Source organism: Streptomyces sp. NPDC034084 (assembly GCF_055575535.1).
This window is the reverse complement of record NZ_JBVISK010000009.1, coordinates 142,689-158,410: the sequence shown is the minus strand read 5'-3', so window position 1 is coordinate 158,410 and position 15,722 is coordinate 142,689. Positions and strand designations below refer to the sequence as shown.

General features: G+C 66.1%; 11 protein-coding genes. 4 read left to right on the top strand and 7 right to left on the bottom strand.

The features are described from left to right. The first annotated feature begins 1 nt into the window (after position 1). Positions 2-3,076, top strand: a complete 3,075-nt coding sequence (locus tag ACZ51I_RS28925; protein ID WP_468881606.1) for a type I restriction endonuclease subunit R — start codon at positions 2-4, stop codon at positions 3,074-3,076. A gap of 67 nt (positions 3,077-3,143) precedes the next feature. On the opposite strand, the gene ACZ51I_RS28920 is transcribed toward ACZ51I_RS28925, so the two are convergent. From ACZ51I_RS28920 to ACZ51I_RS28895, 6 genes are all read right to left on the bottom strand, one after another. Next, on the bottom strand, positions 3,144-3,797 hold the full coding sequence (locus ACZ51I_RS28920) for a hypothetical protein (RefSeq protein ID WP_468881604.1): 654 nt from the start codon (positions 3,795-3,797) through the stop codon (positions 3,144-3,146). Continuing rightward, positions 3,794-5,749, bottom strand: a complete 1,956-nt coding sequence (locus ACZ51I_RS28915) for a S8 family peptidase (protein ID WP_468881601.1) — start codon at positions 5,747-5,749, stop codon at positions 3,794-3,796. Before ACZ51I_RS28915 ends, ACZ51I_RS28920 begins: the two co-directional genes overlap by 4 nt. Before the next feature lie 34 nt (positions 5,750-5,783). Continuing rightward, a complete protein-coding gene (locus ACZ51I_RS28910; RefSeq protein ID WP_468881599.1) occupies positions 5,784-6,770 on the bottom strand; it encodes an AAA family ATPase in 987 nt (328 codons plus the stop codon). Between the two features lie 989 nt (positions 6,771-7,759). Continuing rightward, on the bottom strand, positions 7,760-8,260 hold the full coding sequence (locus ACZ51I_RS28905; RefSeq protein WP_468881597.1) for a very short patch repair endonuclease: 501 nt from the start codon (positions 8,258-8,260) through the stop codon (positions 7,760-7,762). A 171-nt stretch (positions 8,261-8,431) separates the two neighbouring features. Then, positions 8,432-8,827: a hypothetical protein gene (locus ACZ51I_RS28900; RefSeq protein WP_468881594.1), complete on the bottom strand. Its 396-nt coding sequence runs from the start codon at positions 8,825-8,827 to the stop codon at positions 8,432-8,434. A 26-nt stretch (positions 8,828-8,853) separates the two neighbouring features. Beyond that, on the bottom strand, positions 8,854-10,461 hold the full coding sequence (locus tag ACZ51I_RS28895; RefSeq protein ID WP_468881592.1) for a hypothetical protein: 1,608 nt from the start codon (positions 10,459-10,461) through the stop codon (positions 8,854-8,856). A 792-nt stretch (positions 10,462-11,253) separates the two neighbouring features. Here ACZ51I_RS28895 and ACZ51I_RS28890 point away from each other — a divergent pair. Both ACZ51I_RS28890 and ACZ51I_RS28885 read left to right on the top strand, forming a co-directional pair. Continuing rightward, positions 11,254-12,897, top strand: coding sequence for a restriction endonuclease fold toxin-2 domain-containing protein (locus ACZ51I_RS28890; protein WP_468881589.1), 1,644 nt, complete (start codon positions 11,254-11,256; stop codon positions 12,895-12,897). 14 nt (positions 12,898-12,911) lie between these two features. Beyond that, complete coding sequence (locus ACZ51I_RS28885; protein WP_468881587.1) at positions 12,912-13,364, top strand: hypothetical protein; 453 nt, start codon at positions 12,912-12,914, stop codon at positions 13,362-13,364. A 263-nt stretch (positions 13,365-13,627) separates the two neighbouring features. Here ACZ51I_RS28885 and ACZ51I_RS28880 read toward each other — a convergent pair whose 3' ends face one another. After that, positions 13,628-14,284, bottom strand: coding sequence for a hypothetical protein (locus tag ACZ51I_RS28880; protein WP_468881584.1), 657 nt, complete (start codon positions 14,282-14,284; stop codon positions 13,628-13,630). A 421-nt stretch (positions 14,285-14,705) separates the two neighbouring features. Between ACZ51I_RS28880 and ACZ51I_RS28875 the strand changes: the two genes are divergently transcribed. Next, positions 14,706-15,614, top strand: coding sequence for a hypothetical protein (locus tag ACZ51I_RS28875; RefSeq protein WP_468881582.1), 909 nt, complete (start codon positions 14,706-14,708; stop codon positions 15,612-15,614). The last annotated feature ends 108 nt before the right edge of the window (positions 15,615-15,722 follow it).

Genomic DNA, 15,722 nt, shown 5'->3' with positions numbered 1-15,722 from the left:
CATGGGGTGGACGGAAGCGAGCACGATCCAGCGCTCTCTGCTCGAGTGGGCGGAGGAGGCTGGCTGGGAGCGTCTCCAAGGCGAGGAGTTGCCGCGCGATGAGCATGACGTCATCGTCGAAGATTGGGCACGCAAAGCGTTACTCGCACTGAACCCGGACCTGATGGACGACCCCGAGTCGGCGGATCTTGTCCTGCATGAGCTCAACCAGGCTGTTCTTGATGCCCACAATGGTCTCGTTGCGGCCAACGAGCGGCTGACCGTGATGCTTCGTGGCGACCACTCATTCACGACGATCGACGGCAGGCATGTGCCTCGTCAGCTGATCGACTTCAAAGACCTCAATAACAACCGCTTCACAGTCGCTGACGAGGTCACCATCAACGGTGCGACCAAACCGCGCCGGTTCGACGTCGTCTACTACGTCAACGGATTCCCCCTGGTTGTTGCCGAGACCAAAACGCCTGTGAAGCATCAGGTCTCGTGGGTCAACGCCGCGAAGGACCTTCATGACGTGTACGAAGAGGAATACCCGAACTTCTTCGCGACGAACGTCTTCAACGTCGCCACCGAGGGCCTGGAGTTCCGCATGGCTCCGATCCGTGCGGCTCCGGACCCTGACTCCGAGATCTGGGCCCCATGGGGGTCCACTGAGGACGACCCGAAGACCATCACGGGACCGGCTCGTGTCGAGCGGACTGCACGCTTGTTGCTGCGGCCGGAGACTATCCTGCCGATCCTGAAGGACCTGGTGATGTTCCGTCATGCGCGGGACGCCTCCGAGGTCGACATCAAGTTCTTGCCTCGCTACCCGCAGTTCGAGGCGGCTCTGGCAATCCACGCCAAGGTGCTTGCCGGCCGTCCTGGCGGATTGATCTGGCATCACCAGGGATCGGGAAAGACCGAACTCATGGCGTTCGCTGCCGCCCGTTTGCTGCGCGATGACGCGGTGACAGAAAAATTCGGGAGCGCGCCGACGGTCATCGTGATCGCCGACCGTAAGGATCTGGTCCGGCAGACGGCAGAGATGTTTGAGACTGCCGGCATGCCGCGGATGACGGTGCCCCGCAACCGGCGCGAGCTGCACGGTCTGCTACGCAGCGGTGAGTCGGGCGTGGTCATCACGACCGTACACAAGTTCGCTGAGGCCGGCCATCTGAACAACCGGTCGAACATCGTGGTCCTCGTCGACGAGGCGCACCGCTCACAGGAGGGGAAGTTCGGCGACGCGTGGCGCGCGGCGGTGCCGCACGCGAAGTTCTTCGGCGCGACAGGCACTGCGATCGAGGACAAGGACCGTTCGACGTTCAAGCTGTTCGGCGACCCTGACGACCCGGACTTTGTGATGTCGCGGTACACGCCGGAGCAATCGATCGCCGACGGGTTCACCAAGCCGGTGATCGTGGAGGGCCGGTCTGTCGGGTTCAACCTTGACAAGGAAGCCTTGGACGAGGCTTTCGACGAGCTGGCCACAGAGGAGGGCCTGGACGAGGAGGAGAAAGTCTTCCTGTCGGGAAAGGCTTCTCACATCGAGACGATCCTATCCAACCCCGAGCGCGTGGCGGCTGTGTGCGCCGACATTGTCGACCACTTCCTAACCTATGTCGCACCTTTGGGGCAGAAGGCTCAGGTCGTGGCCTACAACCAGCGCCTTGTGATCGCGTACACCAGGGCCATCGAGGCCGAGCTGGAGCGCCGCGCTGCAGTCATGCCGGACGGACAACTCCGTGAGGTCGGTGTGGTGATGCACGTCGCCGACAGCAAGGAGACCCCCAAGGAATACAAGAAGCACCTGCTTACTCCCGAGCAGGAGGAGGCGCTTAAGCGCCGCTTCAAGAAGGTCGATGACCCGTTGTCGTTCATCGTCGTCACCGCGAAGTGGATGACCGGCTTCAATGCACCCATCGAGGGCGTGCTGTATCTCGACAAGCCTGCGAAGGACACGAACCTCTTCCAGACGATCACGCGGCCCAACCGGCCGTGGAAGAACCCGGTCACCGGCCAGCGCAAGGACTTCGGGCGGGTCGTCGACTACATCGGTCTCGCGAGGGCCATCGGTAAGGCAGTCGCCGGTCCGAAGGTGAAGGACGACGAAGAGGACGAGCTCAACGTCACGGACGCCTCCAAGCTGGCGGGGAAATTCGTCACCGACCTCACGCGTCTGCTCCATCTGTTCGATGGCATTGACACCAGTGACTCATCATTCGAGTCCCTCGCCGAGGCTCACGAGCGAATCCCTGAGGGCGGTGCGCAGCGCACAGAGTTCATCGAGACCTACGTCGCGTTGCAGACGGTGTGGGAGTTCCTCGACCCCCACCCGATGCTGCGGCCGTTCAAGGGGCAGTACTTCTGGCTCGCGAAGGTATACGAGTCGATCCGACCCAAGGACGTCTCCAAGACTTTCCTCTGGGCACGTCTCGGCGCGAAGACCACCGACCTGATTCACGGCCACATGACCGATGTGGGAGTGAGGTCAATGCCGTCGAAGACAGTCACGCTGGACGCTGCCGGCCTAGCGTTGGTGAAAAAGATCGCCGAGCAGCTCAAGCTTTCGGAGCGGCAGACTTCGGAGTCGAAAGCCGAGGACGTGTACCAGGAGGTCCTCGACTCCATCGAGGCGCGCCTCAGACGTCGGCTGGCCGATACCGAGAGCCCGGCGTATCGGTCGCTGGCCGAGCGAATCGAGAAGCTCCGTGCCAAGGCGATCGAGAACGTCGAAGACTCGCTGGCCTTCCTTGAGGAAGCCCTGAAGATCGCTCAGGAGGTGGTCGCCGCGGATCGGGCAGCTGAACAGGGCGACCAGGGAGCGCTCGACCGGCTGGCCGATCCCAAGCGCGGGGCGCTCACTCAGATCGTCGCGGAGAACACACCGCCTGGGCTGCATAAGATCGTCCCCGACATAGTCTTGCGGATCGACTCGATCGTCGTCGAGGTCGCCTATGCCGGTTGGAGCGCGAGTGACGCGGGCGACAAACGGGTGCGTCGCGAGCTGCGTTCCGCATTGAAGGAGTACAGCTTGCCGATCAAGGGCGAGCTGTTCGACCGCACTTACGAGTATGTGCGGGAGAACTATTGAACGACGTCACGACCGGAACCATTGTAAGGAGTGCCCAAGTGCTCTAGGCGGAAATGCCACGGCAAGGTCACCGGCCAAGCTCCATCTGGACGGGGATACCGCTGGTGATCTTGTTCTGACCAGCCGGTGCGATCTCCACCGGTACGCCGAGCTGGATGGCAACAGGCGTGTACAGGTCGGTGGAGACCTCCGGGGTCTGTAGGGATACAAGGAGGGCGTAGCTGACGGGCAGGCCGATTCGGTCCTTGCGCTTGTTCGCCTTCCACCAGCCGCCGACGGGGTAAACCGCGAGCATGCCGCAGTCAGCGAGCTCGGCGGCGGAACCGCGCCAGATGTCCGCGTGCAGGGAGCCGAGGTTGCGGGATCGGGGGCCGACCAGCCAGCGGCTGTCGGACTCGAATGCTTTGGGGTTGCCGGCTCCGTCGGTTTCTTGTTCGGCCTGTTCGGCCAGGCGACTTTGGAAGGCGCCGGCGGATTCGGTGGGGCCTTTGATGGCGAAGCGCAGACCGTGCGAGGCGTAGCTGTAGCGACCGACCATGCCGCGCCGACCGGGGTTGGGTTCGACCATGTAGGCGAGCGTCACGCGCAGGTCGACTGTGGTCTCGGCCAGATCGCGCAGCTGCTCCAGCGGCCAGGGCAGTTCGTGCAGTTTCAGTTCGGCCAGCCGGACCTGTCCGTTCTTGCCCTGCTTCAGCGGGACCAGAGTGTTCTGGATGATCATTGTGACGGCGTTGGAAGCGCTGCTCGGATGCGTTCGGCGGTGGGGACTCCCCAGCCGTACCGGCGGATCACCTGTCGCATGAGCTCGCCCTTGTTGAGTTTGGGGGCGCCGGTCTTCTTGAACAGGCCAGGCTCGACCATGGCCGGAGTCCACTGGGCCTCGTGGACGAGCAGGGCTCGGACCGTCTCCGCCCGCGGTCCGGGGTATGTGGTCATCGCGGTGGCGGCGAGGGCTGCTGCCTGGGCGGTCGCAGCGCTGGTGGCGTTGGCCCAGGCCAGATGGTGCGCGGCGTCGTGGTGCGTGGTTGGCACGCTCAACAGCTCGTGCGGGTCCAGGAAGCTGTCGTCCGGGGCAACGAGCAGGTTGCCGCCCTCCAGGACGATGTCGGGCTTGGTGATGGCCGCGTTGGTCAGGGCCACCGAAGTCCGGCTGAACGGGGACAGGCCGCCCGAAGCGGCCAAGGGCCGGTAACCCTGAAACAGGGGGGTGGCGGGGACGGTGTCCAGATGGGTGCAAGCGCCGACGGTCAGCACGTTGTGTGCCTGGGCGGGTTCCTCGATCCGGGACAGGTCGCATAGCAGCAAGGGGTCGAGTCGGCCGTTGTCGTCACGCATCTGGTGGGGGAGGTGCCCGCGGATGTTGCCGGCGCTGACCATGATCAGCCGCGACGCCTGCGGGTCCGGTGCGCCGATGAGGTCGATACGGTCCTCGCGTACGGCCACGCTTGTTCCGGCTGCCAAAGCGTCCAGGGTGGCCGACCACAGGGTCGCTGTGCCGTCGACACCGTTCTCGCCGTCCCGGGACCACCGGGTCACGGCCATGGAGAAGACTCGGGCGGACGGTGTGGGACCGCCGTTGCCGATCTCAGCGGTCGCCACCGCGTTCGCGGTGGTCTCGGCCAAGGTCCGCGGGGACTCGACCGGCGCAAGACCGTCGTCGAGGATCTTCACCGACTCAAGCCCGTGGCCGAGAACCACGGGGCCCTGTGCTTCCAGGGCGGAGGTGAGATCGCCGAACAGCGCGAGTCCGGCCATCTGTGTGCCGTGTCCGTTCCGATCGGCCGGGGCCCTGCCGGGCAGCACACTGTAGGCGCGCTCGTGCAGTGCCGGCTTCAGCAGCGGATGCTCCTGGGCTATCCCTGTGTCCAGGACGCACACCGTGGGTGCGTGCGGGGCAGCCGGCTTGACGCGCTGGGCGAGTTCCTCGACGAGGTTCACCCGGAAGGAGCGGTCAACGGCGTAGAGGCCCTCGGCGAACGTCGGTGTGCGGATCTCGACAGGGCAGGCGTTCGTGCCCAGCAGGACCGCGAGGTCGTTGCCGGTCGCTGAGACGTGTGCTACGAGGCGTTCACCCACATGGATCGCCCGGTCGCTCATCCGCCACTGCCGCGCCTCGGCCAGGGCACGCAGAGTGGCGACCGGGTCCGTCGGTGAGATCCGCGGGTCGAACCACAGTTCCCACCACCGCTCGTCGTCCAGCGGCGGCAGCTCATGCCGCTCCTGCCAGAGGTGTTCCAGTAGCGCTCGCTGGATCTGCTCCATATTGGCCACGAGCGCGGCCTGCTGAGGATTGCCGTCGTCGGTGTCCTGGGAGAAGGCGGCGATCCGCTGCGTGAATGAGGCGACCTTGTCGAACGGGATCCACACCAGCGCGTCCTGCTGACGGTCTTCGGTCTGCGGATGGCTGCTCATCAGGGTCAGACCGGAGCCGTCCAGCCGCTCCAGCTGAAGCGGATGGTCACGCGCTGCCTTGATCCGCACCGCGAACCCGTCGGGACGGAACTCGTCGGGTGCCTCCTGGGCAAGCCGAGCCGATTCCTCCTCGGCCGTTTCCAGACCATCGACCAGCGCGGCTGCGTGCCTGTTGCGGTCCTCACGGCGGACAAGCTTCGGACCGCCTCCGCCGGAGGGCTCGGAACGCGGTGTCAGGGTGGCGGCCTGCCAGGGCACCATGAGGTGTGGCGTAGAGCGTGCGGCGATGGAGGGCTCAGGCATGGTGTGAGGCGTGCCGTTCGCTCAGCGCTTCCAGCAGCAGCTGCTCGTCCACCACGTGCTGGTCGGCGAGGATGGCCCGCTTGGCCGCGGCTTCCGCCGCCTTGACCAGCTCGGCATGGCTCAAGCCGGATGCACTGTCTGTCACAGCACTCCACCGTAGTGTGCTCGTATCCATTCCGGCTAGGCGTCGGCGCATCACCTGAACCGCCTGCTTGGGAGTGGGAGGGCCGTAGGTGACGACCATGTCGAAACGGCGGAACAGCGCCCGGTCGAGAAGTTGGTGGTGATTGGTGCCAGCCACCACGAGGCTCTCGGAGGGCGCCTCGTCGAGGAACAGCAGGAACGAGTTCAGGATCCTTCGGGCCTCGCCGACGTCATTACCCGCCGCCCGCTCAGCCCCGAGCGCATCGAACTCGTCGAATAGATAGACCGCCCGTGTCTGGGCCACCGCGTCGAAGACCAGCCGCAGCTTTGCCGCCGTCTCGCCCATGAACCGGCTGATCAGACCGTCCAGGCGGATGGTGAACAACGGCAGCTTCAGCTCGCCGGCCAGTGCCGAAGCCGTCATGCTCTTGCCCGTGCCCGGGGGCCCCGACAGCAGGATCCGGTGTACTGGAGTGAAGCCGAAACGCTCCAGCCTGGCACGCTGACGTTGCTCGTGCAGCACCCGGTCCAGAGACGCGAGCAGCCCGGCATCCAGAGTCATGTCGTCGAGCTGTGTGTCGGGGTATCCGGCCGTCAGCAGGCTGGAGAGCTCACCGCGGGGCTGCACCACCGGCGTCGCGGCACGCCGCTTATCTGCCTGCCCCTGTTTCTGCCGTGCGGCCTCGACCAGCTCCCGCAGGTCCACAGCGAACTTTCCCTGCCCTTGGCGGGCCGACTTGGCCGCCACCTGCAGGGCCACGCTGTAGAAGAGATCGTCATCGGCTTCGGCATGCGCGCGCACCAGGGCTTTCAGGTGCTCGGCGTTCGCTGCCATCGCCTGTCACCCTTCTGATGCTGGCTTCCTCGTAAGAGCGTTAGGTGGTTCGATACCCGGGAGCCACGAATGCGCCCGCGCCTGCATCGTACGGCCCTATCGGACCGGTTGCCGCCAGAGTGGGCATGGCCAGCGTGAGCCGCAGCGACGCCACACCGAGGGCGACCGTATCCCGCTGCCGTGGCGCCCGGCGGCGGTGCGGACTACTGATTGTCAAAGCCGACCCCATCCCCAGCCCTCGTAGTCGAGGCCGTCGATGCGCGTGGCGTCGGTCTTGGGGCCTGTGGGGTGGATAAGGCATAGATGAGGGCGGCGAGGGCGTGCAGGGAGGGGCCTCCAAACATGCCGGAGCGGATCTCGCCTTATGAGCCGCTCGACGGTGATGACGATGTTCGCCAAGCCCTGCAAGGAGGCGGGCGCGGCTCCCGTGCCGACGGCGGCGTTGCCGATGTCCCAGAGCAGGAGGGCGTCGGCCTGAAAGTGCTCGAGGTGCCGGGAGCCTCTGTCCGAGTCTCTGTCTGAGGAGATCCGTCGGCGCTCTCTGGTGTGCGTCAGAGGTCGCCCCGTAGCGCCCATAGCGCACGTAATGCACATTGATCTTGAGTCCGTTTTGTGATTTGCGTGCTTCTGACCTGCGATTTCCCTCAACCTGTTTTGGCTCTACATTTTTGCGATGACGCACCATGTGGAGTGCGTGGCGATTCTGGAGCCGGTGAAGTAGGACGCCTGACCTGCGGTTTTGCGTGCGCGCCATATGCGCGGTGTGGGCGTCACGGGCGATGTCTTGACGCTGAGATGACGCCCGTGACGCTCATTTGACGCTTGTTCTGATGGGGTGTCAGTCCATGGCTAGGTCGCCCAGGTCGTTCTCCTCCCTGTCCTGCTGACTACGCAAGGCGTCTTCCACCTCCACTGGGCGGCGCTGGGCGTGGCGGCTTCCCCACGACTGAGCCCCGCCCCGCGTATGTTTGGATGCCGCACGAGCTCCTCTACGATCCCTCGGTCGCCCGTTCCGACACGGGCGCCCAGGCGCTGATGGCCAGGGCGCGGGGATGCCCCCGGGTGGCGAGCGCCGCCGCCACCCGCTCGACCGCGCCGTCGACGGTCTCGTGTTCCCAGATGCGGAGGGGCAGCCAACCCATCAGCGCGAGGTGGGCATCGGTCTCCTCGTCGCGGCGGGCGTTTCCCCGAAGCTTCTGCCGCCACCACTCCGCGTTGTGCCGTGGCTCGTGTAGATGGCTCGGGCACGCATGCCAGAAGCAGCCCTGTACGAACACGGCGGTGCGCCACTTCGTGAACGTGACGTCGGCGCGACGACGTGGCATGCCGACGATCGGCAGGTCCACGCGGTAGCGGAAGCCCAATGAGTGCAGAGCCCGGCGAAGCACAAGCTCCGGAGCCGTGTCCCGGCTTCGCTGGGCGACCATGACCCTCCGCGCGTTGGCATCGCGCGGCGTCGGCGTCCCTCTGCGGCGTTCCTGGATTCCCACGCCTGGTCAACCATCGGGTCGCCTCGCCGTTACGGGCGGCGTGCCGGTGATCTGCCCGGGCCGTTCACGACCGCCGCTCATGCTGCGACCGAACTCGGCATCGCGTTCTTTCCCGGTTTCAGCGAGGGGTTGCGTAGCGGCGGTCGGACATGGCTGCGCGACGGGGAGGCATCAGGAGCCGGGCAGCAGCGCCGTGACCGTGGATTGAACGAGTTGGGCCGCCGCGAGGACGCCGGGGATGCCCCCGCACCGTTCGACCAGGCTCTCGATCATGTAGCGGAGGGCTCCGGGGTCTCGGTCGGGCTCGTCCAACCGTGGGGCAATCATGTCGAGGTCGCGCAGGGCGCCGTCCACTCCGGGGTGCTGGTCGCGCAGCTCTTCCAGGCGTTGACGCAGTTCGTCGATGCTCTCGCGGGCCCTGTCCACGGCCTCGTTGGTGAGGTTGTTGGTTTGAGCGGCGTTCTGGGAGAAGGGAGCGGCTTGGGCGGGTCCGGTCATGCGGCCGGTGTTGATGATGCCGAAGTTCACGCCGTTCGGGTCGGGGTCGGGCTGGCTTCGGAGGGGCATGCTGGGCTCCTGGCTTGTTCGAAGGGTCAGTTGCTCATGGACGGATTGGCCGAGAGGGGCGCTGCCTGGACGGGGCCGGTCATGGTGCCGCCGTTCATGACGCCGAAGTTGTAGATCGCGGTGGACTGCTGGCGGTAGGCGGCGATGTCGACGTTGTGGTCGCGCAAGAAGATCTCCGTGGAGTCGAAGACCCTGCGTTGCATCATCTGCACGTAGTAGCGGGCGTCGTCGTAGGCGTGCATGTCGTCCAGGCGGCGGGTGCTGTAGACCTCGCGGAGGCTCACGGGGCCGCTGCCGGGGTCGAGCTCGGGGCGCGGGCGGGCCTTGCGGCGTAGGAGACGGTCAAGGCCGACGTAGACGTCCACGAACGCGTTGAAGGCGGCCCGGGCCAGCCACGTGGGAGTGCGCGGGACGGCCGGGACGAGCCCGGCCACCTTCGGATTGAGGGGCCCCATGATGTGGGGGCGAACGGTGACGCGCAGGAAGCCGCCCTGGTATGCGAAGTGGACGAGTACTGTCGCCACGAGCTCCCCGTTCCAGGCGGTGACGCGGGCCCAGATGTAGCGACGGGCGATCTCCTCGGCGGGCTTGTCACCGGTCTCGTCCGCGGCGAGGGCATGGAGGCTGCGCCAGGTGTCGTCATCGATCTGGTTCCACCGCTTCTGGTGGATGCCGGCGATTCCCACGACCTCCACCCGGAGTTTCGGATGGCTCTGGTGATGGGAAGGTGCCGGGTCGCCGAGGCGGCGTGCGATGTAAGCGTGCAGCTGGGCGGCGGTGAAGTGCTTCAGCGGTTTCTTGGCCACCGGCTCGTTGTGCTTCGTCAACGCGTCGAGCACCGCCTTGGCCACCGCCGCCATGTCGGGGCTTCCGGAGCGCAACGTCGGTGAGCCAGGGCTCGGGAACGGTTCCGCTGCGCCGTCGTGTTCGGCGTCCTGATACTCAGGGGCCGGCTCGACGTCGATGCCGATGACGGCCTCGTGCCACCCTTGGAGTCCCGCCCCGATGAATCGGTGCCGGTCGCCGGTGGGGCGGTGTTCGTATTGGTAGGGCAGGGCGTGGGCCTGCTCCGCTGCCACAGGCGCTTGCAGTTCCCCGGCCAGCAGGGCATTGAGCCGCAACTGCGCCAAGTAGCGATCCACCAGGTGCACGCCCCATGACCCGGCCAGTAGGACGAGGACCGCCCACCCCGCGCCGAGGGTGCCGACGGCCGTCTGCCACGCGACGGCAGCGATGAGGATCACGATCGCCGTCCGGCGTCCACGCATATGCCGGACGGCCCGGTCGCACGCGTGCACCACCGGCTCCTGGTGGAAGCCGTAGACCGGTACCGGTCGTGCCGGCTTCTTGATCCGACGGCGGACCCAGACGGCGTAGTCCTCGCCCAGTACGACCGCAGGGGTCGCCGACTCCGCTCGGTCGGCGGCCTCCTGGGCCTTATCCGGGAAGATCCATCGCAGACGCTTCCGCACCGCGGCCTTCAGCGCTTTCCAATGCTGTGCCAGAACGGCGCGGAGCACGGCCGACCAGTCGGCGCGGGAGAAGGCGGCAGCGCTCAACCGACGGGTGACGCCTTCGGTGTAGGTGCCGTGGCCGATCGACTCTCGAGCTTTGGCTGCGGTGCCCAGGGGCACTGCAGGAGCTGAGAACACCGACTGGTGCTCCGCGTATGACAAGGTCCCACCCCCGTGTCTCCTCGTGTCGACCGCGCTGAAGATCAGGGGCGGACACAGAGGGGCATCGTCCTCGGGTGGAGGAGGGGGCGCCATACCGCAAACCCGCACAAGGCGGTCGGGGAGGTGTTCCGGTCGGACAATGACCGAAAGTTACATCCTCGCGGGAGAGGCTGTTCGGGTGCTCAAGATTTTCGGTTCGGGTCGAATCGAGTGCTTGAGAGCGGCCGGCGGCCCACCCTTGCTGTCTACGCGGCGGGTGCGACGGGTGTTCATCGCGAGGGGGGCGAAGCCTCATCCGGAGCTTGGGGGCGGACACGTCGACCCGGAGGGCCGGGCGCGCCGATCGTTCGATGGCCATTGAGGAACTGTGCGTAACCGGGGAATGCCGTCCGTCGTGTCCCTCCGCAGGACTCGAACCTTCGGCCAAGTGCTTAGAAGGGACTTGGTGGATGGGGAAGCGGGGTGGCTCTGACCTGCGGTTTTGTGCTCAGCCCTCATTTGCGCCCGAAAAATTCGGGCGTTCTCGGGACAGCCGGAGGCCAGATGGTCCGTAGGCGATGCGCAGAGCTTCTGGCTGGCTCGTCTTCGCGTTCTGGGAGGCAGGTCTCCGACAGCTTCGACCCGGGTGTGGTGCCGCTGATTGATTCGCGCCTGTTTCAGCGACAGCAATGAGCCGAGGGTCGGCACCGCCCAGACAACGGCGACCTGCCTGAGATAGGTTGGCGATTCACGTCTGCAAGGGGGGCGACGGTGACCGGTCTTGCTGCGGACGTCAAGTTCATCGCGGAAGGAATGATCCGCGGTTCCATGGGGCTTCTCGACACCATGCGGGGAGCGCGTGACACGGCTATCGCCCTGGGCCACGAACTGGCGCGGCAACACGGGATGGCAGGGGACGACGACGCCGGGCGAGCGTTTGCCAAGGTGTACGCCTCAGCAGCCGCTGCAACGCTCGACAAGATGGGCTTCAGCTCTTACGTCCTGGGCGAGACGAGCAAGGGGCTGATGCGTAACGCCCGTGAGTTCATGGCCGAGGAGAGCCGGCGGGTTGCCGCCTTCCTCGGGCGACAGACCGACCTCACGGCGGGGATGGGCGACCCCGGGGCCGACTGCACCGAGAACTACCTCGGGCTCGGCCAGGAACTGCCCGAGGTAGTGGGAGAGACCGCCTGGTACGAGCAATACGTCCCCAGCGGCGGCAGCGACCGCTTCCGTGGTTCGCCGGAGAAGATCCGGGATGTCGCCGGCTCCTGGCGTCACGCCGGAGTGCTCATGCAGCGCTTCCTGGAGGACGCGCAGGCCTACTCCCTCACCGCGAGCAAGGCTCACTCCGGTGAGGCTGCCGATGCCTTCCAGACGTACGTCAAGCACAGCGTCGGCCTCACCTGCCCGCCGGCGAAGGCGGAGGACGGCGAGCCGCTGGTGACGAACCTCGTCGCCGCCTGCACGCAGATCGCGAAGGCATGCGACCGGTACGCCGAGCATGTGGAGATCGCCAAGGGGAAGATCGCCCAGCACCAGCTGGACCTTTTTGCGGTCGACATGCCTTGGGACCAGCCGATGTTCGGGGGCAACGGGTACGACGGCGGGTTGCTAGACGCCGTACTCGGAGACTCCTGGATCCGGGACCTCGGCTCAGTGGGGCACGCACTGGACTCCTCCGCCGCACGAATCACGCTTCCCGCTGCAGATCCGCCGGCGGCGCCCGTCATCCCTGGATTTCCGTTTCTGCCGCCCCTCGTACCTGCGCCGGCGCCCATGCCGGTTGTGCTCGCGTCGTACACGGGACAGGTGCCGGCGCTTGCCCCGATGGGCAATAAGGTCGACCCCGCAATCCCCTCCGCCGACCCGATTCCGCCGACGCCGGGCACGACGCGCCTGCTCACAGCGGCGGAGCAGCAGCAGTTTCGTGCGTGGATGAACGGTCTCCAGACCGGTGGCTTTGCGGGAGGCGGCGGACCGCTGGATCCAGACAACGCCTACCAGCTCCGTGTGTCCGGCTATCCCGAGCGGGAGGTGCCGTTGCTCGGCAGCAGACGCGGACTGATGGTGGACGGCATCCGCCCTCTTGACGGATATCTCGTCGAGGCGAAGCACGTACGGGACCCGGACTGCACGAACAAGAGTTTCCGCACACTCGACCGGGTCGAGGCAGCATTGACGAAGCCCGTCAAGGTGAACAAACAGGGGAAGATCGGTTTCGACCCCGTCATCGACTCCATGTACGCGGGCGACGAGAGGGAGCTCGTCCGCTATAAGCAGGCCATGGCCAATCCCGCCAACAGAGAGATCAGGGGTCTGGAGATCGTGACGAATGGACAGGACAACGCCGCCTACTGGCAGTCCATGATGGCGATGACGGGCACGCCCGGCTCGACGCGGTACGTCCCCTGAGCACAAGGAAGACCATGGCCACGGAACGAAACATCCGGACGAACTTCGCCTTCTATCCACCCGAGGGGGAGGGCGGAGCCTGGCACGCCACACTGCAGACCCTGGAGCGGGCACTGCGTGAGGCGTTTCCCGATCCCACTATCGGACACCGGCGGTCCGGCATCCACGAGATGACCGTGCTCGACTTCGAGATCGAGTTGGCGCCGGACGTGTGGCTGGACGGCACTGCGGCTATCACCACCCCCGACTACGCCTACATCACCCTCACCGACGTGACCGCCCACGAAGCCGGCGCCTTCGCCGTCTGGCTACGTGACTCCTTCGTCCCAGCACCGAACCTCGTGCGCTTCACCAGCAGCCTCGCCATGGCGAACGGGGAGGACACCCCCTCGCCTCTGCCGTTCGAAGGGGGCCGCGAAGACATCGGTGACCTGCTGCGTCGGCACCTCGACACATTCGACTACTGATGGGGCACGACCTCGACTCCGGCGATTACCGAATCGGGGGCCTTCCTCGCCGCATCTGCGATGCGACTCGCGAGCGCTACGGCTCCGAGCCACGGCCCCGACTGTCAGAGGACTCCGACATCCCCGCCCTCATCCAGAGCATCGCTAATGGATCGTCCCCGGCATCGTGGCGACTCGACGCATAGATCCGCGGGCAGATGGACGACTGACCGGCCCCAGACCTGCGGGCAACGCAGGCCGGGAGCCGGCGATCTCTGGGTGGCTCAGGTTGGAACCGCGCCGTGTTGGGGCTGGGCCGCCATTGGTGGGCTGGCGGCGGGGGTGGTCTGCTCAGCAAGCTTGCGGTAGGTGGTGAGGGTCAAGGCCATGGTGCTGAGAAGCCATCCACGGCAGATGCGCATGCGAGAACGGGCGTAGTCCGCCCGAGCGGCCAGGACCGGATAGTCGGACAGGCGTAGGCGTGCCTGAGCGTAGGTGTTGTGGGCGGGGAAGTGCCGGGTGCGTAGGCGGCGGCGCTGAGGGGTCAGGATCGTGTCGGCGGCGCGGTCGATGAGGATGCCCAGAGCGTACGCGGCGGCGAGTCCTACGCCGGCGGCCAGAGAGGAATCCGCGATGGGAGCGAGTTTGGTCGTAGTGGCCGGACCCAGGAGGGCGATGAAGAGCAGCACTGCTGCGGTGAGAGTGCCAATGCCAACCACGAGGACCTCCACGAACATCGCGGTGACGGCCGCCAGGGCTGGGGGCTCCGGCTGTGTTGGGCTGGTCAGAGTCCCGTCCCCCAGATTTGCGCCATATCGGTGAGCATGGTTTCCGGTAGCTCGCTTCTGCGCCAGGTGCTTTTGAGGCGGCAGCGTGCAGTGTGTAGCCGGGGGCACCCTCCGGGACAGGCTCGGGACCTGATCGAGGCCCTTGGTCGGCATCGAGCGAATTGAAAGGACCGGCCGCAGGCAAGGAGCTCAAACGGCCCAACGCGCGCCACACCGTTTCGGGGTCGGCCAGTGGTGAGGTGAAAGAGAACAACAGTGTCATCCTGTGGGGCCACCAGGAAGCTGTCTCCCAGGACACAGCCGACATCGCCAGCGGTAAGGCGACCTACGTCAAGGAACTCAACCGCTACGAGGTGAACGGGCGGACCTATGGTGTAGAAGACTCAGGAACGGTCTATCCCGACTCCGGTCCAGGCATCGTGAAGCTCGACAGAAATGAGTACGCAGCCCTGCAGCAGGTGGCCAAGGCGAAGGGGGACATCAGCGCCGCACCGCAGCTGACCAGGAACCCGCGTTTCACCAACAACCCAGGCATCGTCGAGAGAGCCCTGGCCATCTACAACGGGACGTATCCGTGGCATACAACCTCCTCACCGTCGGCGCCGTCAGCCCCGAGACCATGGGCGTCGCATTTGCCGGAAGCCTTGGTATCGCAGTCGGTGATGTGGACGTGGCCGATCCTGACGGCGACCCGGACCTTCGGAACTGGGATGCACCCGTCTCGTGCGAACACCGCGCAGTCCACGGTGACATCGCGTGGTCGCTGGACATCTACGTCCAGGGCGAAGCGGCTGATCAGCCGCTCGAGTCCGAGCTCGCCGCGGCGTTTGCGCAGGCGGCCGCGACGACGGTCCTGTATCCCGCAGCCGAAGCAATCCCGAGCGCCTATTGGGCGGTGACGCCGGACGGCCTTCTCACGCGCGCCCGGCTCGAACTCTCCGACGACGAGCCCCCTCTCTACGAGGTCACCGCCGTCGAGGCGCCGGTACCGCAGCTGCCCCGGGCGATCGTGACGAGGTTTGCCGAGATCGTGCGGGAACAGAAGCCGGACACTCCTGTGGCCGAGGCCTTTGCGGCATCGGTGGAACGGGTGCGGCAAGCAGCCTCGGGCCTGGCGCGGCTTGCCTGGGACGACGACACGGGCGGTCCCATCTGGTCGGCCAAGGGCATCCTGGTCGTATGGGAGCGAGTCATCAGGCAGCTGGAATCCGGGTGGGCGCCATCCGGGTGGTATCCGGCCGACCTCTATCGAGAACGGTTGGAAGCCCGCGACGAGCTCGCCGGCATCGGTGCCCGGCTGCCTCGCGAGGTCACCGAGCTGCTTGACAGAGCTCTGGAAGAATTGGACAGCCGGTTTTCCGCGGCAACAGCCGAAGATCCGTCGGGAAGCCTGCGCAGGGAGCTGACCGCTGTGTCTGAACGGACCTCGGTCGGCTGGTGGTGGCATCGCCGCCCAGATCCCACACCGTGGGATCAGGCCTGACTTCGTGCAGATCGTTCCCCCGAACCGAACTCGAAGCCCTAAGACGTCTCTGGCGCACTTACCAACCTCAGGTGACGTAGACCGGACAGGCCTGCCGGCCTCCCCATT